General features: G+C 34.0%; 22 protein-coding genes. 5 read left to right on the forward strand and 17 right to left on the reverse strand.

Going from position 1 to position 20399, the window contains the following annotated elements; genetic code table 11:
* Positions 1–47 precede the first annotated feature (47 nt).
* The 5 genes from hemW to gpr form a co-directional block, all read right to left on the reverse strand.
* Entirely contained in the window at positions 48–1211 is a 1164-nt protein-coding gene (gene hemW / locus E3U55_RS00250; protein ID WP_134338319.1) for a radical SAM family heme chaperone HemW, read from the reverse strand.
* Between the two features lie 50 nt (positions 1212–1261).
* Positions 1262–3076, reverse strand: a complete 1815-nt coding sequence (gene lepA / locus E3U55_RS00255) for a translation elongation factor 4 (protein WP_134338320.1) — start codon at positions 3074–3076, stop codon at positions 1262–1264.
* Between the two features lie 180 nt (positions 3077–3256).
* Entirely contained in the window at positions 3257–3550 is a 294-nt protein-coding gene (locus tag E3U55_RS00260; protein WP_134338321.1) for a hypothetical protein, read from the reverse strand.
* Between the two features lie 17 nt (positions 3551–3567).
* Positions 3568–4689 carry a stage II sporulation protein P gene (gene spoIIP, locus E3U55_RS00265; RefSeq protein ID WP_134338322.1) on the reverse strand — a complete coding sequence of 374 codons (1122 nt, stop codon included), beginning with the start codon at positions 4687–4689 and terminating at the stop codon, positions 3568–3570.
* A 69-nt stretch (positions 4690–4758) separates the two neighbouring features.
* Positions 4759–5853, reverse strand: a complete 1095-nt coding sequence (gene gpr, locus E3U55_RS00270; protein ID WP_134338323.1) for a GPR endopeptidase — start codon at positions 5851–5853, stop codon at positions 4759–4761.
* 193 nt (positions 5854–6046) lie between these two features.
* Between gpr and rpsT the strand changes: the two genes are divergently transcribed.
* The gene (gene rpsT / locus E3U55_RS00275; protein ID WP_134338324.1) at positions 6047–6313 is read left to right on the forward strand and encodes a 30S ribosomal protein S20; all 267 of its coding nucleotides are present in this window, start codon (positions 6047–6049) and stop codon (positions 6311–6313) included.
* Positions 6314–6374: 61 nt separating this feature from the next.
* Here the strand turns inward: rpsT and holA are convergent, their stop codons facing one another.
* Entirely contained in the window at positions 6375–7400 is a 1026-nt protein-coding gene (gene holA, locus E3U55_RS00280; RefSeq protein WP_134338325.1) for a DNA polymerase III subunit delta, read from the reverse strand.
* A gap of 378 nt (positions 7401–7778) precedes the next feature.
* Here holA and E3U55_RS00285 point away from each other — a divergent pair, with 378 nt between their 5' ends.
* On the forward strand, positions 7779–7913 hold the full coding sequence (locus E3U55_RS00285) for a YqzM family protein (RefSeq protein ID WP_134338326.1): 135 nt from the start codon (positions 7779–7781) through the stop codon (positions 7911–7913).
* Between the two features lie 74 nt (positions 7914–7987).
* Here the strand turns inward: E3U55_RS00285 and E3U55_RS00290 are convergent, their stop codons facing one another.
* Genes E3U55_RS00290 through E3U55_RS00300 form a run of 3 tightly spaced genes read right to left on the reverse strand, consistent with a single transcriptional unit; the run spans position 7988 to position 11400 of the window.
* Positions 7988–10198 carry a DNA internalization-related competence protein ComEC/Rec2 gene (locus E3U55_RS00290; RefSeq protein ID WP_134338327.1) on the reverse strand — a complete coding sequence of 737 codons (2211 nt, stop codon included), beginning with the start codon at positions 10196–10198 and terminating at the stop codon, positions 7988–7990.
* On the reverse strand, positions 10199–10768 hold the full coding sequence (locus tag E3U55_RS00295) for a ComE operon protein 2 (RefSeq protein ID WP_134338328.1): 570 nt from the start codon (positions 10766–10768) through the stop codon (positions 10199–10201).
* A 56-nt stretch (positions 10769–10824) separates the two neighbouring features.
* Positions 10825–11400 carry a helix-hairpin-helix domain-containing protein gene (locus tag E3U55_RS00300; protein WP_134338329.1) on the reverse strand — a complete coding sequence of 192 codons (576 nt, stop codon included), beginning with the start codon at positions 11398–11400 and terminating at the stop codon, positions 10825–10827.
* A gap of 87 nt (positions 11401–11487) precedes the next feature.
* Here E3U55_RS00300 and comER point away from each other — a divergent pair, with 87 nt between their 5' ends.
* Entirely contained in the window at positions 11488–12321 is an 834-nt protein-coding gene (comER, locus tag E3U55_RS00305; protein ID WP_134338330.1) for a late competence protein ComER, read from the forward strand.
* Positions 12322–12396: 75 nt separating this feature from the next.
* Here the strand turns inward: comER and E3U55_RS00310 are convergent, their stop codons facing one another.
* The 8 genes from E3U55_RS00310 to E3U55_RS00345 are packed head-to-tail and all read right to left on the reverse strand — an operon-like array spanning position 12397 to position 17398.
* On the reverse strand, positions 12397–13140 hold the full coding sequence (locus tag E3U55_RS00310) for a class I SAM-dependent DNA methyltransferase (RefSeq protein WP_134338331.1): 744 nt from the start codon (positions 13138–13140) through the stop codon (positions 12397–12399).
* A 10-nt stretch (positions 13141–13150) separates the two neighbouring features.
* The gene (rsfS, locus tag E3U55_RS00315; RefSeq protein ID WP_134338332.1) at positions 13151–13495 is read right to left on the reverse strand and encodes a ribosome silencing factor; all 345 of its coding nucleotides are present in this window, start codon (positions 13493–13495) and stop codon (positions 13151–13153) included.
* A gap of 16 nt (positions 13496–13511) precedes the next feature.
* The gene (yqeK, locus tag E3U55_RS00320; RefSeq protein WP_134338333.1) at positions 13512–14081 is read right to left on the reverse strand and encodes a bis(5'-nucleosyl)-tetraphosphatase (symmetrical) YqeK; all 570 of its coding nucleotides are present in this window, start codon (positions 14079–14081) and stop codon (positions 13512–13514) included.
* The gene (locus E3U55_RS00325; protein ID WP_134338334.1) at positions 14071–14637 is read right to left on the reverse strand and encodes a nicotinate-nucleotide adenylyltransferase; all 567 of its coding nucleotides are present in this window, start codon (positions 14635–14637) and stop codon (positions 14071–14073) included. Before E3U55_RS00325 ends, yqeK begins: the two co-directional genes overlap by 11 nt.
* A 14-nt stretch (positions 14638–14651) precedes the next feature.
* On the reverse strand, positions 14652–14942 hold the full coding sequence (gene yhbY / locus E3U55_RS00330; protein WP_134338335.1) for a ribosome assembly RNA-binding protein YhbY: 291 nt from the start codon (positions 14940–14942) through the stop codon (positions 14652–14654).
* Complete coding sequence (gene aroE / locus E3U55_RS00335; RefSeq protein ID WP_194840773.1) at positions 14943–15767, reverse strand: shikimate dehydrogenase; 825 nt, start codon at positions 15765–15767, stop codon at positions 14943–14945. It abuts the gene before it with no gap.
* 10 nt (positions 15768–15777) lie between these two features.
* Entirely contained in the window at positions 15778–16881 is a 1104-nt protein-coding gene (yqeH, locus tag E3U55_RS00340; RefSeq protein WP_194840774.1) for a ribosome biogenesis GTPase YqeH, read from the reverse strand.
* Position 16882: 1 nt separating this feature from the next.
* Positions 16883–17398, reverse strand: coding sequence for a YqeG family HAD IIIA-type phosphatase (locus E3U55_RS00345; protein WP_134338338.1), 516 nt, complete (start codon positions 17396–17398; stop codon positions 16883–16885).
* A 317-nt stretch (positions 17399–17715) separates the two neighbouring features.
* On the opposite strand from E3U55_RS00345, the gene sda reads away from it, so the two are divergent.
* Positions 17716–17901, forward strand: a complete 186-nt coding sequence (sda, locus tag E3U55_RS00350) for a sporulation histidine kinase inhibitor Sda (RefSeq protein WP_407644087.1) — start codon at positions 17716–17718, stop codon at positions 17899–17901.
* A 163-nt stretch (positions 17902–18064) separates the two neighbouring features.
* Complete coding sequence (locus tag E3U55_RS00355) at positions 18065–20398, forward strand: Na+/H+ antiporter subunit A (protein WP_134338339.1); 2334 nt, start codon at positions 18065–18067, stop codon at positions 20396–20398.
* The last annotated feature ends 1 nt before the right edge of the window (position 20399 follow it).

Raw genomic sequence — 20399 nt, forward strand, 5'->3', positions numbered from 1 at the left:
TTCGAGTGCTAATTCTAATAATAAATTATCAAACTCATGCTTTGCTGTCAATTATGAATTACTCGATTATAGGTTTTCTCATCTAATAAAAATGATGCAAATACATCATTCCCGAATAAAAAGCCATCTTTTGTTAAATAGATTTGTCTTTTACGATCTTCTAACCAGCCTTTTTGAGTTAATTGTTGAATCTCTTTATTATAAAAGTCGTAAAATGAGTATCCGTATTTTGCTTTAAACTCATCATCTTTTACGCCGCGAATTCTTCTTAACCCTAAAAACATCTCTTCTTCTATTTTCTCTTTTAAAGAAATAGTTTCTCGATGAAGTACAGGTTTCTTTTGATTAGCTAGTGACTGATTGTAATGGTTCACAGGACGTAAGTTAACATAGCGTTCACCATTTAAATAACCATGTGCTCCAGCACCGAACGCATAATACTCCTGATTACTCCAATATGTGAGGTTATGTTGACTTTCGAAACCATTTTCAGAGTAGTTGCTAATCTCATAATGGTGCTTGCCGGCCTTCTCCATTTTCTCCATTAACATCATCAGCATTTCTGCTTCATCCTCTTCAGGCGGCTTATTGAGCTTCCCCTGTTGATGTCTTAAATGAAATACTGTTCGAGGTTCTATTTGTAATGCGTAAGCTGAGTAATGGGGCAGATTATAATCTAAAGCCATATCCAATGTTTTTCTAAAATGTTCAATGGATTGATTCGGAAGTGCATAGATAAAATCCATACTAATATTATTTAATCCATATTGTTGTAATGTACTGACAGCTTGATCAACATCTCTTACTTCATGATTTCTATTTAAAAGTTTAAGAAAATCATCATCAAGGACTTGCACGCCTAATGAAACCCTATTAATCCCGTAATCACGCATAACTTTAACATGACCTTCACTAAACTCACCTGGATTAGCTTCAATGGTGAATTCTTCCGTTTCTTTAATATTAATAAACTCGTGAATGATCGATAGAAGTTTTTCAAGCTGTTGTTCATTTAAACTTGTTGGTGTCCCACCACCTATATATACTGTACGAGAATTTATTTTCTTATCACCTAGATAAAGCTTCATTTCTGTACGTAAATAATTTAAATATTGATCAGCTAACTCTCGATTGTAATACATTTTTGCAAAGTCACAGTAATGGCAAATCTCATGGCAAAATGGAATATGAATATATACCGATCGTTCCAAACGAGACACCTCCTTTAACCAAGATAAAAGGGCTGACCTGTTGGTCGCCCTTAATCATCGTCACTCATTTCTAATACTGACATGAAGGCTTCTTGTGGGATTTCAACTTTACCCACCATTTTCATTCGCTTCTTACCTTCTTTTTGTTTTTCTAATAATTTTCTTTTTCGTGAAATATCTCCACCATAACATTTCGATAATACGTTTTTACGCATTGCCTTAATCGTTGTTCTTGCAACAACTTTATTACCAATAGAAGCTTGGACAGGCACCTCGAATTGTTGTCTAGGAATAATCTTTTTCAATTTCTCAGCAATATGTTTACCTCTATGGTAAGCAAAATCACGGTGTACAATAAATGATAATGCATCTACTGTTTCACCATTTAACAGGATATCCATCTTCACAAGGTTGGATGGCTGATAGCCGCTTAACTCATAGTCGAATGAAGCATACCCTTTAGTTTGAGATTTTAACTGATCAAAGAAATCATAAACAATCTCTGATAGTGGAATATCATAAGTAATATTCACTCGATTTTCATCCAAGTATTCCATATCAACGAAAGCGCCACGCTTTTTCTGACAAATTTCCATAACAGGTCCTACAAAATCATTGGGAACCATTACGGTTGCTTTAACGAATGGCTCACGAACTTCTTTGATATTTTTAGTTTCTGGCATTAATGAAGGATTTTCAATATTAAGTACTTCTCCATCATTCATCTCAACTTCATAGATAACACTTGGAGCAGTCGTAATCAGGTCAATATTAAATTCGCGCTCAATTCGTTCTTGGATGATTTCCATGTGTAATAAACCTAAGAAACCACAACGGAAACCAAAACCTAGAGCCTGTGATGTCTCTGCTTCGTATTGTAATGAAGAATCATTTAACTCTAATCGTTCAAGTGCTTCACGCAAATCATTATAATTATCCGCATCAACTGGGAACAGCCCACAATAGACCATCGGATTCAATCGTTTATATCCTGGTAATGGTTCTGCTGCCGGGTTCTTGGCTAACGTAATGGTGTCACCCACACGTGAATCACCCACGTTTTTAATAGATGCCGTTAGAAATCCAACGTCACCCACAGTTAACTCTTCTTTTTTGACAGGTTCTGGCGTAAACACACCTAATTCTGATACCTCAAACTCTTTACCTGTCTGCATCATTTTGATCTTATCACCTATTTTAATACTTCCTTCTTTTATACACGTATAAGCAATTACGCCTCGATAAGAATCATATAAAGAATCAAAAATTAAAGCCTTTGTTGGTTCTTCTGGGTCTCCCGCAGGAGCAGGAATATCAGATACGATTCGTTCTAGAATTTCATCGATTCCGATTCCCGATTTAGCGGATGCTAAAATGGCATCATCCGCAGGAATTCCAATAACATCTTCAATTTCCTGTTTCACTCGTTCAACATCAGCACTAGGCAAATCAATCTTGTTTATGACAGGGATAATTTCTAAATCATTGTCTAATGCTAAGTAAACATTTGCTAATGTTTGGGCTTCAATTCCTTGAGCCGCATCGACCACTAATAAAGCACCTTCGCAGGCTGCTAAACTTCTAGAAACCTCGTATGTAAAATCGACGTGTCCTGGTGTATCAATTAGATGAAATAAATAATCTTCACCATCATTAGCTTCGTATTGAAGTTGTACGGCATTTAGTTTAATTGTGATCCCACGTTCACGCTCTAAATCCATAGCATCTAAAAACTGTTCTTTCATTTCACGTTCTGTTAATGCTTTTGTTTTTTCTAATATACGATCGGCTAATGTAGATTTGCCGTGATCAATATGCGCTATAATCGAAAAATTTCGGACATTACGTTGTTTATTTGCTGCCAACTTTCATCACTCCTGTTTTTACGTCCAATTACGCTAGCTCGATTATAGCAATTGAAACAGTAATATTCAATCAAATGTAAATATAATGATACAAACTTAAAGATTTATAGAAAAAACATAACAAATGGCTCCCACTAATTATGGAAGCCATCTATATCAACTTACAACGCAACCTACTTATCAAAAAAACATTGAACTAAATCTATATAAGAAGTTAAATATTACTGAGAAGAAAGTTTTAACAAAGTTTTCTAAGAAGACCGCAATACTATAAAATCCGCTCGTATCACTTTGTGTTTGATGATTAATCACTTCATCATGTTTATCGTCAAAATTTTCAGTACTTGCACTTGATTGCCTGATGTCTTGTTCAGTTTGTATCGTAGGCCTAGCTTCATCCTGGTTAATCGTTGCTGATTGCATTCCTAAATAAAAGATAAAGAAAAACACCATCACCCAAAATAATAAACGCATCACATTAACCCCTTTCATTACTGGCTAGAAGCCCCTTCTTTTGCAAAGTAGTAATCACTGAACGCCTCGGATAAGGCATCAATCGCAAAATTCAATTCATCAAAACTGTTTTCAATTCCACCAACTTCAATAATGACTGAGTGATTAGATAGATCTTGGTTATAAACCCCATTGGTCCTAGGACCTTCATTGATAATAACTCCTCGGCTTAACCCTGGATAACTTTGTTCCAATAAATTGTGTAGCTCCGATGCAAATTTCAAATTTTGTTGGTATGATTCATTTTCTCCACCGATGACAAAAGCTAAACGGGCAACTGACTGACCATTTATCTTAGTTGTTGTTTTACTTCTAGGCATTGCATCTCTATGGATATCGAATAAATATTTCATTTGGTCATTATTACTTAACACATCTTTAACTACCGTTCTTGAATAGTCATAAGACAATCCATAACCATTAGGAGGTAATTGCCTCCAGTAATCGGTCTTGTCAACATATGGTTGCAACCCATAATTCTCCAGTTGTTCCCCTAACCTTTCACTTAATTTCATTACATTCTGAGTATCATCATATGCAATGTTTGCTGGCGTATCTTCGGGTAAATGAGGTAAAAATGACTCTCTGTTATGTGTTGTATAAATTAGTATTGTTTCATCTTCTACTTTAGGCTTTGGCTGCTCTTCAGGTGGTTCAGTTTTATTTTTCTCAAATAGATATTCTGGTGGTTCAGTTTCAATTACAGTTGAAAACATATTCGTTCCTTCACCTGCAATCGCAATGGTACTGTTTGTATTTGGAAAACGGGGAAGTTCATGTCCGAACAATAACCGTATATCTTGATAAGGTAGGTTTGTGAATATCGGCAAGGCAAAACTTGCTAATGATATTTGATCATCGTGTTGCTTATTTAGACCTTCTAATATTGGCTGATCAATGGACATAAAAAATGAATAAGAAGCACCGTCGATTTGTCTCACCCAATCTTCGAGGATTTTCGTCGATGCTTCTTGAAATGGTTTTATTGAAAATATAGGTATAAACAAGATTAAACATATAAATAACACTTGAAAAAGTAGAAAAGGATGCTTCTTAAATTTTCTTAAACGTCTTAGATATTGAGTAATATTTTTAATCATCTACCTTGTCAACCTCTCTATTAAAGTTCTATTAAAACTCTATTCAAGAGATTGAAAAGGTAGAACTAATTAATTTATAAAATGTTTCGCGTTTTCTGCATTAATTGATTCGTGCAATGCTTGATTAATTGCAGATGCAACAACTTCACTCATATAGTTGATGACCTCGTCTACTTCTTTAGGTGTCACAATTAAATTATGGCCTGTGGGCCTTAACACTTCTCTAATTAACTGCCTTTTTTCATCTTCCTTTAGCGCTCCAACGATTCCTAAATAAGTCTGTCTTGCTTCTTCGTCCGGTAGGTCTTCATCTGTATAAGTTCTTCTTTCACCAAAATCCATACCCGCTGGTGTTAAAGCTTTACCTGGCTGATCTCCTTCTTCCATTTCTCTACCGAAATGTTTAAGTATATAATCAATCGTGTCATTAGTTATAGTGACTGCATCTACAACTGTCGGAATACCAATAGAGAACACTGGGATATTTAAAGTCTCTTTGCTTACTTCTTTACGATCGTTACCTACACCTGAACCAGGGTTAATACCTGTATCAGATAGTTGAAGCGTTGTATTTACCCGATCAATTGACCTGGCTGCTAATGCATCAACAACGATCATAAAATCAGGGTTAGTTTTGTTAACAACCCCAAAAATAATATCACTCGTTTCCATTCCAGTTAAGCCCATTACACCAGGAGTAAACGCTGATACTGATCGATCCCCTTCTCCAACCATTTCCGGATGAAGATTAAATAAATGCGTGGTTACATAAAGCTTATTAACTGTATTTGGACCTAGAGCGTCTGGTGTAACATAGCCATTCCCTAATCCTACAATTAAACATTTTGCATCCATTGGAATTTTGTGTTTTTCTATTAAGCGTTTTATTTCTTGAGCTAAAATGGTTGCAGATTTCCGACCAAAATCTTTTTCAAGTCTTCTTAGCTGTTGTGATTCTACTGTAATGTAATTACCAGCCTTTTTTCCCACCCTTTCAGCACCTTGTTCATCAATTACTACTCGAGTTAACTTAAATTCCTCTTCCTCGTATTCATTAATTATAATTCCGTCTAACTCATGTTTTTTATCAGGGTTTTGCTCAATAAACATTTGTCTTGCTTCAACCGCCAAATCTGTCCTTGGCTTAAATTCTCTTCGTTGCATAAGTATCCCTCCTATCACGCTTATTGTTACCGAAGTTATTCAAAATAAACAGAACTTGAAATACAAAAATGTTCTGCCAAGAGAGATAACTTAACAGCAAACTATTGAAAACTTGACCTTGCTTTGGTAAAATGACTTTTGTCCATAAATAGAATAAATGAACACGGGGACATTTCATCAGGAGGTGAATAAAGTGGCAAATACGAAACAAGCTACTAAACGTATTGGTGTAAATGAGAACGCTCGTTTACGCAATCAAGCTGTAAAATCTGACATGCGTTCAGCAATCAAGAGTGTTGAAACTGCTATTCATGAAAAAAATGCTGATGCAGCTAAAGAAGCGTTAACAGATGCAGTAAGCAAAATTGATAAAGCTGTACAAAAAAACATCATCCATAAAAACAATGGTGATCGCAAGAAGAGCTCATTAATGACACAAATTAATCAAATTGCTAAATAATTCGAGCTCAACCCATTAAAAAATCCATTTCACGAGGAAATGGATTTTTTTAATATATGAATTAACTTGCTTGTTTTAATCGCTGAACAACACGTTGTAAAAACAACTCTAATGCCAGCCATTGTTCAGTTTTTCCTGTTTTCATTTTTTCATCTGTAATCGCCGCTTCTTTGATCATATCTTTAAGTGCCTGAGCACTAAACCTTCTCTCTCTTTTTAGTGCCATTTTAACCGCATATGGATGGGCTTGTAATTGTTTAGCCATTTGCTGTTGTTGGTAACCTTTATTTTTCAGAAGTTTGACTTGAAGGATTAGTCTAATCTGAGAACTCACTAAAGCCAATAAGGCTATAGGCTCTTCGTTTTGCTTTTTTAACTCTTTTAATAACTGTATGGCTTGGCCAATTTTAAAATCCACTAAATAATCGATGAGATTAAATGTATTAGCTTCTGCATGAATACTGATTATATGTTGTGACTCATCTAAAGAAACTGGTTGATCACCGAAGTATAACACTAACTTGTCTAACTCATGCTGAACAGCTTCAATATGTTCTCCCACTCGCTCAACTAATAATTCAACAATTTCATCATTAAGTTCTAGCCCTTTTTCTTTAGCCATATTAACCACCACTTGATTCATTTCATATGCTTTAGGGGAACTACATTCGATTAAAGTTGCATTATTCTTAATTGATTTTACAAGTTTTTTTCGCTGATCAAGTTTTTCGTAAGGAACAACTATTATAACAGTGGTAAAATCAACAGGTTGGTTTGCATATTCTTCTAAAGCATTAAAATCGTGTTCCAATTCAGTTTTTACTTTTTGTCCTGTCAGAAAGTATGCTCTTTGAATTTCAATTAATTTTTGTTCCGTAAAAAACGGAAAAGTCTCAGCATCATGAATTGCTTCTTGAACAGGAATGCTTTCCATGTCATATGTATTACGATCTAACTCACCTTGCTTAAGTAGCATAGATTCAATATGCTTTTTTACCTCTTGTATAAAATAGGTTTCTTCACCATATAATACATAAATGGGAGCCAATTGTTGGGTTCGATTTTGTATAAATTCCTGTGCGTGCATACGTTTCACACCTTTCTATCTCATTAATCGTATAACGAAGTTTTTAAATTGACAAGAGTTTGATGATCATAAAATAAAGAGGGGAATAGCCTTAACCACTCCCCCCAATATCTATATAAACGCTAAAAATAAAATCCCGGGAAGTTTTATTTTTAGCGGCTTTTGGTGTAAAGTTATTTTGTGCGTAATCACTTAAGAATATTGCTGTTAACTCTTAACAGTTATTTTTGAAATAATATTTAATTTCATGTGTTATGCTCTAGTGAAATTAGTAATTATCTCCAAAAAATTTTCTTACAGATTTATGAATTGCGTAAAAAGTAATAGATTTTTTTAAAAAGATGAATTATACTTGAATGTAGCGTAGGAGGGATAGCCGTGAACGAATTTGAAAAAGATGTACAATCAAAAAATAATGATGTCGTCGATTCCATCAAAGGGTTCAGTTTGTCATTCATTTTCTTCTTGGTTATTTTCTTTATTGGAACGATCTTTAAAGTTGTAGGTTCCTAATAAAGATATTATAGAGTGGCAAAATCGAGTAAGAGACTGTACACTGTACAGTCTCTTTTTTAATCTAATATAGCTTATGGATTATAATGATAAAATGTGCTTTGTCCATCTTTATATTTTAAAGTGACAGCACCTAATTGATCCGAACGATAAACATTTATCCCAAAGTCTTTTAATCGTTGAATGACAATTGGGTGTGGATGACCATAGAAATTATTTTCCCCCACAGAGACGATAGCAGCCTCCGGTTTAGCCTTCTGAAGCCATAATTTGCTTGTTGACGTTTGACTTCCATGGTGCGCAATCTTTAAAACATCTATATCCCCAATGCTGTTTTTCGAGACCAATTCTTGTTCCACTTCTTTTGAAATGTCACCTGTAAATAACATTTTATGCTGTTTATATTGCAACAGAAATACAATCGATTGATCATTAGCATCAGTATGTTTATTTGATTTTGTTGGAGACAAAACATTAAAAGTTATATCTCCATAATTTACAATTGTACCTTCATGAACAATAATGTGATCTAAACCGGGATATTTATAATAGCGCTCGATTGGTGCTGTATATAATTGCTTTGGTTCGAATTGTTTAATGACTTGCTCCATGGCTCCAGAATGATCACGGTCAAAATGAGAAATCCATAACGAATCAATCTCTGTGATCCCCTTTGACCATAAATAAGGTTTAATGACATGATTAAAATTATAATTTGTCTCTTCTTCTCCATTCATCTCTTCTCCTGCATCTACCATGAATATCCCTTGTCGATAAGGTAATTCAATGATAATGGATTCAGCCTGGCCCACGTCTAACATCGTTACTGAATATTCAGGTGTAAAATGTTTAATCGCCGTTTCACCATAGCAAACCATTATTATAATAATCCCTAATAGTGCCGCCTTCTTTAATTGACCTTTTTCCCAAAATAACATCATTAATATAAAGAAGATAAAATATAGTAGTACAACCATAAGATGTGGTTTTCCGATTACCCATATTGAACGCATAGGTTCTCCAACCATTTGTAGTAGTTGTATAAAAAAAGTGTTTATGAAATTAAATAGAAATTCTAATACGTGACGAACAGGTTGAGGCAGGACTAAAGACAACATGAGTAAAAGTAAAAGTGGCATTGCTATTAAAGTAAAATAGGGGACGTATATTAAATTAAATAAGAATGACATCACATTTGTATAATAGAAATAATAAAACTGCAAAGGAAGTAAAACAAGTTGACTAATTAAGCTGACTTTTATAGATATCATTATCCAGTGATCTTTGAACAGTAAGTTTTTAGATAATATTAATGCAAATGTAACCGCGAAAGAAAATTGAAAGGCCATTTGATGTAAAAGGAAGGGATTATATAGAAGCATACATATCATTACTATCGAAATGATATCAATCGTATCAGTAGTGTTCTTTTTAAACATGCTAAAAACAATTAAACAAATCGCCATTAAACCAGCACGAATAACAGGGGGCTGTGAACCTGAAATAATTATATAAAAAGGAATGATCATGATGATTATGCACTTCGATTGTTCTTTAGTTAGGCGACAAACCTTCATTAATAAGAAATATATTACTGACAAAAACATTCCCACATGTAGACCAGAAATCGCTAATAAATGTGATAGTCCCCAATATTCAAAGGTATCAATTAATTCAGGTTCTATATCACTTCGATCACCAAAAATTAAAGCTTTAATCCAAACTACCGTTGCTTCACTAAACTTACTCTCTGTTATCGACATTAAATGGTCTCGCCAATCGTATAGATGTGATAAATATGAAGGGTTTGCACATTTACTAAAAGAATTATCATAACTCACCCAGCTCACACCGAGACTAGCTAAATATTTTCGATAATCAAAACTGCCTGGATTTGTCGGTTGTTTGGGCTGTTGAATCTCAGCTTCTACATAACATTGTGCACCTTGTTTTAATGGAGACTTAGGTGAATCAGCATAAAAATAAATTCTTTGTCCTTGATATTCACCAATGAATCTAATGGAATCATTTTTTATCTCAGGATGGGTTTGTATTTCGATCCATCCAGTAATGAAGTCATTTTCTATATCAGGAGTTTCGAAAGTGGAAGGAATGATATAACCAGGGAGGAAAAAAGTGAGGGAAGATAAGACCAAGAGCAATCGGTTTTTTATAATTTTTCTTCTAAATAATATAAGAAATATAATAAATGATAAAAAACCGATTACTTTTGGAAGGTATCCTAATATTAAACTCAGGCTTATTAAATACCAATGACTCTTCATTTATTCTACGTCAAAAAATAATTGATTGGCCTCTTGTTTCAAATGTTTTAACTCTCCCTCTTCTAATCCATTCTCATCTAATTTCTGTAATAACGAAGAAATAAAATACATCTTCCCTTTTGTATTCGTATCTATATGTACAGCGTCTAATTCGACTTGTTCATAGTCAACGCCTGACTCATCTAATAATTGTATGGCATAAGGATGATTTTTATAATCCTGAGCATAATACACTTTTCTTATTCCACTTTGAATAATTGTTTTTGTACAATTTAAACAAGGAAAATGAGTAACGTATATTTCAGCACCCTCAGTTGGCACACCGAACTTTGCACATTGCAAAATCGCATTGATTTCAGCATGAATCGTTCTTACACAATGACCGTCAATAACCTTACAACCTTCATCTATGCAATGGACACTGCCTGACACACTGCCGTTATAACCACCTGCGATGACACGTTTATCTCTTACTATTGTCGCTCCTACTGCTAGACGTTCACACGTGCTTCTTAAAGCTAACAAATGACTTTGTGACATAAAATATTGATCCCAGGATATTCGTTCCACGATGATCACCTCCAAAATTTCAACAAACATTTACATTATATTATAAATGATTGTGCTTAAGGTACAATAATGTATTCAGATATTTTTTCTAAAGTTTTCTCTCCAATACCGCTAATATTTAATAAATCTTCAACCGTTCTAAACAAACCTTCCCGTTCACGATACTCAATAATTGTCAGAGCTTTTTGTTCACCAATACCAGGTATTTTCATTAGATCTTCCTTTGATGCTATATTAATTCTAATTTTTCCATCACTTGCCTCTGTAGTAATATCATTCTTATTTAATTCACTTAATTTTGGTACATGTATGACCATTTCATCTCGTAAAAGCATGGCTAAATTTACTCTAGTTTGATCCGCTTCGTCTAAAAACCCTCCAGCTTTATTAATCAGATCTATTACACGTTTACCTTCTGTCATTTTATATACTCCAGGCTTTTTAACTTCACCTTTTACATCCACATAAACTATATTCTTTTCAACTAATGGTTCTTCAACTACATCCTCTTCCATATGATTAATTAATGGTTCTTCTACTATGACTTCGAGCTCTGGCTCTGGCCAAAGGATATAAATAATTAAAGCTAAAATTATTAAAGGGATAAATAGCCATATTTTATTTACAGGCATGATTTAGTCCTTCTTTCATATATATATTGATGAGTTCATATTGTCTACATTTAAGAAGAATGAGCAATACGAAAAGGGGGGTTAGTCATGAAATGGGGAATAGTCGGCACAGGTAACATGGGAACCGTATTACTTCATGCCCTCACCTCCAGTCAGGCGGTTAACCAGGATGATGTATATTTATATAATCGAACCTTTATGAAAGCTTACGCGTTAAAAAAAGATTATCCTAAGGTGCATGTGGTTCAAATGCTTGATTCGTTAATTAGCGAATGTGATTTTATTCTTTTATGTGCAAAACCAAAAGAAATCATTAAACTCGCAAAAGAACTTAAATCTGAAGTTCGACCAGAACAGTGTGTTATATCAATTACGAGTTCAGTTTCGGTTGATCACCTGAACGACATTTTACCGTGTCAAGTTGCACGTATGATTCCAAGCATAACAAATCGCGCCTTAAGTGGTGTTACATTACTTACTTTTCCGAACAATTTTGATCAGGAGAAAAAGTGGATGTTACTTCAAACATGTAAACACTTCTCTAAACCTGTAGAAGTTGAAGAACAACATGTTCGGATAGCTTCGGATATTGTATCTTGTGGCCCGGCATTTTTAAGTTTTATTTTAGAAGAAATGATTCAATCTGCGCATAAGAAAACAGGAATTCCGGTCCATCAAGCAACTACATTAGTAGAACAGATGGTTGTGGGATTCGGTAAACTATTTGAAGAGAACATTTATGATTTTTCTTCTTTAAAAGAAAAAGTCATGGTCAAAGGTGGTATTACAGGGGAAGGTATGATTGCATTAGAACATTCATTTAATGATGTCTTTGATGAGGTTTTTAATGCAACACATACTAAGTTTTATAATGAGAAGGATCATATCGATGCTATTGTCAACGAACATAATCTCAAATAATTCTACCTATTTTTATTTTATTTATTTTTCTATAAAAAGCAATAAAAAAGCTGGTGAAAATTCACCAGCTTTTACTTATTTCTTTGAACACACAAAGAAAATACGATCTGCATCTTCTTCTGCCTTTTCATTCTCTTCAACATGGAAATCATAATATATATCCACTTTTTCAAAACCTATATCATTTAATACCTGTTTATAATATTGAACTGGATAAGTCCGTTGTACATGTTGTTCATCATAGCGCTCATATAACTGATTCTCTCTTTGCACAAAAAATGTAAGATCGTGTTGGATTTCTCCTTCATTCATGCCTGGTTCACACAGCCATATATGAGTTATTTCTTCTCTAATTTCAGAAAAAATCTCACGTTCAATTAACCAATCAACATATGCAATACTATGAACATCGAAAATAAAAATACCATCATCATTCAAATGTTTAAATATATTTTTGAAAGTCTTATTTAGGGCTGACGGTTCAACAATATAATTTAATACATCACAATAACTAACAACTAAATCAAACGATTGATTGATATCAAATGATGATGCTTCACCCTGAAAAAATTGACAATTGGAATTTTGAACTTTTGCTTTTTGTTGAGCTACCTCAATCATCTCACACGATACATCAAATGCTGTGACATCATAGCCTTTATTTGATAATTTTAAAGCTAACTCACCTGTGCCGCACCCTACTTCTAAAACATGACTAACCTCATTATAGCTAATTGCAGCTTCAGTGAAATTCAACCAATTATCATATGGTGCATCCGACATTAACAGATCATATACTTCTGCCATTTTCTTATACATATTGCACCAACTATAAATCTAATGGGACACGACCAGCGTCTCCCCATAACTTTTCAAGGTTGTAGTATTCGCGCTCATCTTTATGGAAAATATGCACGACGACAAATTCTAAATCAACTAACACCCAACGCGACTGGTCTCTTCCCTCAATTTTTTTAACGTTAAACCCTTCTTCTTCAACAGCTTCTTTAATCCCTTTACTAATTGCATCAACTTGTCTTTCATTCGAACCATGACAAATTAAAAAATAGTCAGCAATTAATGAAACTTCTTGCATATCTAAAGCCACTATATTTTCTGCTCGTTTGTCATCGCAGGCTTTTGCCGCGATTTCTAATAATTTTTGACTGTCCATATATATACCTCCATTATTAGTATGTTAACTGGTCGGTAAATTCATTATAGGCAAAAAATGTATCAGGATAAATCGATTGTTTTTTGCTTATTAAAAAATGTATTGAATTTTCCAGAGCAAAATGACAAGCTCGATCAAGATCTTTTTCTGCGATTTTTCTTGCCTCATGAACAGCAGGAAAGTCTCTGCCAGGTTCAATAAAATCAGCAAGAAATACAATTTTTTCAGTTAAAGACATATGTTTATGACCAGTAGTATGATATCGGATGGCATTAAGAACCTCATCATCATGAATCATAAAAAAACGCTCCATCATTTTTGCACCAACTGGTCCATGCCAGACTTCGTGATGATAATTTAATAAGTCCTTGGGTAAATCAACATGGTCAACTATCCACTGTTTTAATATTGAAAAGTCCATGTCCTTTGCGTAATCATGTAATGCTGCAGCTAAGCCTACTCTGTAATGATCCCCATGGTATTGTTCACTCAAATTGATAGCTGTTTCTGTTACCCGTTCAACATGATCGTATCTTTTTTGAGTAAGTACTTTCTTCGACTCTTCTAGTGCTTCTTCAATCTTCATAAAGTTGATTCTCCCTTATATAAAGTAAAACGTTATCCGTTAATCCATAAGGTACTTTCTCAGCTTTAAGTTCTTTTCTAATTTTTGTAGAAGAAACGGGCACATCTTCCATTTCAACCATGATGACATCAGGATCACTGGCTTGCTCAAAACCTTCTCGTGTCACACCAACGAACTGAACTAACTTTTTTAGTTCATCAATTTTGTACCATTTTGGGAGATAATCGATCATATCTCCACCAATAATAAAATAAAAAGATACATCAGGGTACTGGTTTATAAGATGTTTGACCGTTTCCACGGTGTATGACTTACCTTTTAAATTATATTCTATTGTTGAAACTTTGAACTTATGTTCTAAGTCTTTTAATAATAAATTCAACATGTCCAACCGTTCATTTGGATGAGCCTTAGCCCCGGTTTTATGAGGGGGGTGATAAGTAGGTATTAACCACACTTCATCCAAATTCAATTTCTTTTGGACCGTTTGAGCCAGTTTTACATGTCCGATATGCGGCGGGTCGAATGTTCCCCCAAATAATCCTATTTTTTTCATAACATTGTTTCCTTTTATGGTAACTCTAACATTTTATTTTCTTCAGATTCTTTATATAAAACAATGATATTACCAATAATTTGAACTAATTCAGCATCTGTACCTTCTACTAATTGGTCTGCAATCGTTCGTTTATCTTCAAAACAATTTTGCAAGATACTCACCTTAATTAATTCTCTTTTTTCTAAGGCCTCGCTAATTTGTTGAATCATGTTTTCGTTCACACCATCTTTACCAACTTGGAATATTGGGTTTAAATGATGGGCTTCTTTCCTTAAATAACGCTTTTGTTTGCCTGTTAACAATTAAATGACTCCTTTCTCAAATTCAAATGGTTCAAGACCATCAACTGAATGGTTTGTCCATATTTCAAATGACTTAGCTGCTTGATACCAAAGCATTGTATCTCCAAACAATAAGTTAGCTTTTCTTTGTTTAGCTTCGTTTAGAAATTGCGTTAATTTGGGCTTGTATACTATATCACTAACAATCGTAGCTGAGCTTAAATATTTTAATGAAATGATTTGTTTTTTGTCATCAGGTTCCATACCTATATTTGTGGTTTGAATAATCAAATCATATTTACTTAAACAACCTTCAACTTCTGATAAGGAATAAACTGAACTATTTTGATACCCATCACAAATGTCATAGGCTCGATTTACCGTACGGTTAGCGATATCCAGTCGCGCAGGACGAAATTCTTGTAGAGTATAGTATATTCCTCTTGCAGCCCCACCTGCGCCAAGTAACAAAATATTCTTTTTTGAAGTATGTTTAATAAAGCTGGGATAAGCTTGTCTAAGTGATTCTAAATATCCTACACCATCTGTATTATACCCAATTAGCTTTTCTTTCTCTCTTTTTACAGTATTCACAGATTGGAGTTTCTCAGCCTTTTCATCAAGACCATCTAATAATGGAATAATTTTTTCCTTATAAGGAACCGTGACATTAAACCCATCAATATTATTTTCCCTAAGTTCAATCACTTTCTTACTTAATTGACTTTCAAGAACATCATACAAGTTGTACTGACCATTGAAGCCCATGTTCTTTAGAAAATAATTATGAATAATCGGGGATTTTGATTGACTAACTGGATGACCAATTAAACCAAACTGATACACCAAATCCCTCCTAAATAATTGCTTCTCTTAAAATAACACGTACACCTTTTGGTACATAAGCATTTATTGTAATTTCTCCTTCTGGAACAGTAATCCATCCTAAACCTGAAAAAACGACATCTGTTTTTCCACCTTTAATTCGAAAGGTTTCTTTCTCCATTTCAGGCCATGTAGCTAATGTATCTTTTGAAGGAGGTGCTAATAAGTCTCCTAAATGATTCTCATATAATTCGTCAGCTTTCTCTTGTTTCGTACGATGAATGTTTAATTCGTTGCTAAAGTAACAAACGTACCCAACCTTTTCATTGGACGCTTCCACATCAAAACGAGCCAAACCTCCAATAAACAAGGTTTGACCTTCTTCTAATTGAAACACTTTAGGTTTGACTTCTTTTTTAGGAGTAATACTCTTAAGGTCTTTCTTCGATAAATAATGAGCCATTTGATGATGATTAATAATTCCTGGCGTATCTATCATCGATGATCGATCATCTAATGGAATATCAATAAAACCTAGAGTTGTCCCAGGGAAGTATGATGTTGTGATGACATCTTTCTCTTCAGTCGAGTTTTGTATAAAATAGTTAATTAATGTTGATTTCCCTACATTTGTACTACCAACAACATATACATCCTGCCCTTGTCTCAATCGTTCAATTTCAAAAGCAGTTTCCTTCATACCAGTGCCCTTAACAGCACTCACTAAAAATATATCTTTAACCTTTAAACCAAAGTCTTTTGCAACACGACGCATCCAATTTTTAACTTTGTTTAAGTTAACTGAGCTTGGTAATAAATCAACTTTATTTCCTACTATAATGACAGGGTTACTTCCTGCAAAACGGTTTAGTCCCTGTATAAAACTGCCATGCACGTCAAATAAGTCGACAACTTTTACAATTAACGCTTGTTTGCTTCCAATTTCATGCAGCATATTAAGGAAGTCATCAGCAGTCATATCGACATCTTGGACTTCATTATAGTGTTTTAATCTAAAGCAACGTTTACAAATCACTTCTTCTCTCTGCAATGCTGATTCAGGTGCATAACCTGCTTTTGTTTCATCTTCATGCTGTATTTTAGCTCCACAGCCTTGACAATAAAATTCTTCCATTCTAATCCTCCCAGTTAAGTTTACCTTTCTTCTTAAAATACTTTAATAGTCGACGTTCAATTTTTCGATTAATACGAGTAAAAAAACCGTCCGTTTTCACAATTGGAACAACTAGTACAGTATGTAAATTAGCGCGATTCCCTCCAAATACATCTGTTAATAATTGATCTCCCACAACTACTATTTTCTCTTCAGGTAAACCCATCGTTTGCTTGGCACGTTTAAATGCTGTTTGCATAGGTTTTCTAGCTTTTGATATAAAAGGGATATCCAACGGTTCAGAAAATAGAGAAACACGATTTTCTGAGTTATTCGACATAATTGTTACATCTATTCCCTCTTCTTTCAGCCGTTTAAACCACTCAATAATTTCAGGTGTAGCCTCTGGTTGGTCCCAGGCTACTAACGTATTATCTAAATCTGTTATAACACCCTTAATTCCTTTCTCTTTCAAGAATTCAGGTGTAATTTCTAATACAGTATTAACTTGGTCATTTGGTAAAAAAAGATTTAACAAGCCTTTCACCTCAACAAAATCTCATTAACTAATCTTCATCATATACAATTCAATCCAATGTTTCAAAGAAAAATTTACTAAAAGCAAAATTTATATGATATTCTCTCACTTAAATGTTTTTTAAATATTCCAAAAATCGTTCGACAAATAACTCCAAAATTCAACCTGTGGATAATTTTATCAACATTATACACAGCATAATTACAATATTTTTGGTGTAATAATCATTAAATATAAACAACTTATACACAAGTTATCAACATTGAAATCAAGTTGTTTAAAGGCCTAATTAATGGTAGGATAATAACAGTTACAAAGTGGACGACTTTCAAGGAGGTGCAAGCCATTCGGCTAAGACGATTATGGAACAATTATCAAATCAATTGTTGGTAGAATCGTACAATAAGGCACAAGAATTAGAATTGAACCACGACTTTATTAAAATGATTGAGGAGGAGCTTGTTAGACGAGGGCTTTATCAATTCTTAAAAGAATCGTCTTAAAAATATTTTAAATAGATAGCGTTAAACTGACACATAAAATTGTGTCAGTTTTTTTATATTTTTTTTAAGTGGGGGTTTTTCTTTTCATTAGCCCCTAAATATCGTTATAATATTACTGTACTATGCAGCGATACATTCATAATGAAAGGACGGACACGACTATATGGTTTTTGCCGTATTTGCACCACTTATTTTTGCTATCATTATTCCATTTATCAGCCGTTTCAAACGTAAAATACATACTGGTTGGTTGATTTTACCCGTACCACTATTGATCTTTATTTATTTTTTACAGTTTGTCGGCCGTGACTTTTCAACGATCATGCAATCTACGAACTGGATTCCATCTTTAGATATATCTTTAGATTTTTATTTAGATGGATTAAGTTTATTATTTGCGTTGCTCATTAGTGGGATTGGTACACTCGTTGTTCTATATTCCATATATTATTTAAATAAAGAAGAACAGCTCGGACATTTTTATACTTACTTATACATATTTATGTCATCGATGTTAGGTGTCGTTTTATCTGATAATGTATTTGTACTTTATACTTTCTGGGAATTCACCTCATTATCATCGTTTTTATTAATTGGTTATTGGCATTACAGAGAGAAATCTCGCTACGGCGCATTAAAATCAATGTTAATTACGGTTTTCGGAGGATTTAGTTTATTAGGTGGAATTATACTACTCACTATTGTTACAGGGACAACAAGTATTCAAGAAATGGTTTCAAAATCTGACCTTATTATAAATAGTGAGTATTTCTTATTCATCTTAGTATTTCTATTATTAGGCGCATTTACAAAATCCGCTCAATTCCCTTTTCATATCTGGCTACCCGATGCAATGGAAGCCCCAACTCCAGTCAGTGCTTATTTACACTCAGCAACTATGGTAAAAGCCGGCATTTATTTAATGGCTCGCTTTTCACCTATATTTTCTGAGGTTCCGTTATTTTTCGTCTTACTAAGCATTTTTGGACTAGTTACTTTAACTTGGGCTTCTTATATGGCAGTCCGTCAAACTGATCTAAAAGGAATACTGGCCTTTTCAACAATCAGTCAGCTAGGAATGATTATGGCAATGTTAGGATTTGGTACTACTTATGGAGTTTTCGCAGCGGTGTTCCATATTCTAAACCATGCTACTTTCAAAGGGAGCTTATTTATGATCGCAGGAATTGTAGATCATGAAACAGGTTCAAGAGATATCAGAAAATTAGGCGGTTTAATGACGTTTATGCCAATTTCTGCAACTCTAGCTGTATTTGGTACATTTTCAATGGCCGGTGTACCACTGCCATTTTTAAACGGATTTTATAGTAAAGAGAAGTTTTTCGAATCATCTTTACATTTAGAAGGTTCAGGAACATTTGTTGAAGGATTAATAACAGCTGCTCCAATTATAGCTGTGGTTGGAAGTATCTTTACGTTCGTATATTCCATGTATTTATTCTTTGGAACGTTTAGAGGGGAATATCAAGAAAGCGAATTACCTAAAAAGCCACATGAGGCACCAATTATGATGTTAGTGCCACCTGCAATATTAGTACTAGGTGTTATTTTAATTGGTCTATTTCCAAATTTCTTTAACCATGTTTTAATATCTCATTCAGCGGATGCTGTTTACGGTGATTCTGTCACAAAAAAAATTAAGTTCTGGCACGGCTGGGATAGCAGGGCCTTTCAAATGTCCCTAGTGGTTATTAGCTTAGGAGTCCTTCTCTACCTAACTAAAAGTAAATGGGATTCCATCTATAGCTTTTTGCCTGGCCCATTAAGTTTTAATCGTGTGTACGATTGGATTGTTGAAAAAGTTGAATCAGTTTCTAACAGAATTACTACATTCTATATGACTGGTTCATTACGTTTATATATGGTGTTAATTTTAACCACTATCATAATTATTACAGCTAGCACACTAGTATTTACTGGCGGTATGAATTTTGATGTTAATGATTTAGCTCCAATAACAACCGCTGAAATAATCATCGCTACAATTATGGCGTTAGGAGCAATTGGTACAACAATTGCTAAAAATAGAATTGCTGCCATTTTAATACTAGGCGTTGTCGGTTATGGATTATCCATCTTATTTGTTATGTATAGTGCACCAGATTTAGCCTTAACTCAATTAATAGTAGAAACAGTTACAGTCGTATTATTCTTATTATGCTTTTACCATTTACCAAACCTTGAATCAGGCACAAAGTCGTTTACAAAGACTGGAACAAATTTATTAATTTCTACTGGTTATGGTTTATTAATGATGCTCATTGGTATCAGTGCTTATAACAGTCGTTTTGCTGAAACTATATCTACATATTTCATGGAAAACACTTATAAACTTGGTGGCGGGCATAATGCGGTTAACGTTATCCTAGTAGATTTCCGTGGAATTGATACATTGTTTGAAATAGCTGTGCTGTTTGGTGCAGCTCTCGGAATATATACCATGATTAAACTTCGCCAAGATAAGGGGGCGAAATAAA

Origin of the sequence: Filobacillus milosensis (assembly GCF_004402015.1) — a bacterium.
In the GTDB taxonomy this organism is placed as follows: domain Bacteria; phylum Bacillota; class Bacilli; order Bacillales; family Alkalibacillaceae; genus Filobacillus; species Filobacillus milosensis.